This is a genomic window from bacterium (assembly GCA_024228115.1).
Taxonomy (GTDB): Bacteria; Myxococcota_A; UBA9160; order UBA9160; family UBA6930.
This window is the reverse complement of sequence record JAAETT010000264.1, coordinates 1-1,359: the sequence shown is the minus strand read 5'-3', so window position 1 is coordinate 1,359 and position 1,359 is coordinate 1. Positions and strand designations below refer to the sequence as shown.

Here is a 1,359-nt window from a genome sequence, read left to right as displayed (position 1 = left end):
CGACGTGACTCCCTTGCTACTCAGCAAGCGATCTTGGGATCCTTGGCAGAGGAAACCGGAAGCCAAGCACAGAGCGCCATCGAAACCCCCGCTTTCGGCCTTTCTGGCGCCAACCGGCACCAAATTTCAGCACCCTGTTAAGACGCTGGAGATCCTCGATGCCATCAGGCGGGTCGCTCGTTCACCCCCGCGTCGCTCCTTGATTCTTCGGGGGAATGCAACCCTGATGAACCTCGGAAAGAAACGAGGTGGGCCATCTCTCCCGTATGGTTCAGGAGATTTCCCGGTCGTCGGTCAATCGGGGAGGGGATGGAAGAGATCCTCCGTGGAACTTGCATGAAAAGCCCCCGGGGGCTACCGGGAGTCCTCAGTCAGGTTCGCGATCATTCGCGGATGGTCGCAGGCAGCGGCCCCGCGTTTGACCGCGAATCGCGGTTTGTCCTCATCTCTCTGGATATCTGAATCCCAGAATGCAGCACACGCTCTGGGCGGCAGAATCGGTGAAGGTGTCGAGACTGTCCAGAATCGAGAAGCAGCCAGGTAAGGGTTGTTTACCCCACGCTCTGATCGTGTCAGTCTCTATCTTTGTCGTGGTGCATTGAGAGTATGCGCTCAGCGAACCCCATGTTTCGGATCGCGCCGGGTTGAGTGAAGTTGGCCTTCCTGAAGAGAGGGAGGGCCACGATGGGGAAGACGGGCGAGCCGACGGAAAGAGATTGTTTCTGGCTGGAGCATGAGGCGGTTCTGGCGAAGTCGGAGCTGACGGCGAAGGCGTACGCCGCCGAGCAGGGGCTTTCGATGCACGCGTTGTATCAGGCGCGTAAGCGGCTGCGGGCCATGGGGTGGCTGGCGGCGGCAGCGGGGCCGAGGCGCAGAAAGGTATCGCGAAAGGCCGTGGCGTTCTCGAAGGTGGATCTCCGCGGGCAAGTACGTCCGGCGGAGTTTCGGCTCTCGCTTCCGAACGGTTTCGTGCTCGAGTGGTCGGGGTCGGAGCTACCTACTGCGGTAGTGGGCCTGGTGGAGCGTCTGACGTCCTCGCGATGATGCGGCCGGGGGAGGAGGTCGAGGTGTATCTGTACCGGGGGATCGTCGACATGCGGAAGTCGATCGACGGCCTCTCCGCGATCGTGGAGCAAGAGCTTGGATTGAACCCGTTCGGGGTGCAGCTCTTCGTCTTCTGCAATCGCAAGCGCGACAAGATCAAGGTCTTGTACTGGGATGGTGGCACAGCCATCCCTGGCGGCGGTCTTTGACGTAACCAACTACGGCGCCGATCCGGCCTTTGCGGGTATTGATAGCGATGGAGCCCAGGCGGCGGTCGATGCAGCCTGTGCAGCGGGCGGGGGCGAGGTCCACTTT

Annotated in this window: 2 protein-coding genes; both read left to right on the top strand. The window is 61.2% G+C overall.

Translation table 11 applies throughout. The annotated features are described in order from the left end of the window. Positions 1 to 684: 684 nt before the first annotated feature. Entirely contained in the window at positions 685 to 1,044 is a 360-nt protein-coding gene (locus GY937_12270) for a hypothetical protein (GenBank protein ID MCP5057483.1), read from the top strand. After that, entirely contained in the window at positions 1,041 to 1,253 is a 213-nt protein-coding gene (gene tnpB, locus GY937_12265; protein MCP5057482.1) for an IS66 family insertion sequence element accessory protein TnpB, read from the top strand. Before GY937_12270 ends, tnpB begins: the two co-directional genes overlap by 4 nt. Positions 1,254 to 1,359 lie beyond the last annotated feature (106 nt).

What these genes read in the sequence shown, in the direction of transcription:
- GY937_12270 (MCP5057483.1), top strand. Translation starts at nt 685, where the DNA reads ATGGGGAAGACGGGCGAGCCGACGGAAAGAGATTGTTTCTGGCTGGAG.
- tnpB (MCP5057482.1), top strand. Translation starts at nt 1,041, where the DNA reads ATGATGCGGCCGGGGGAGGAGGTCGAGGTGTATCTGTACCGGGGGATC.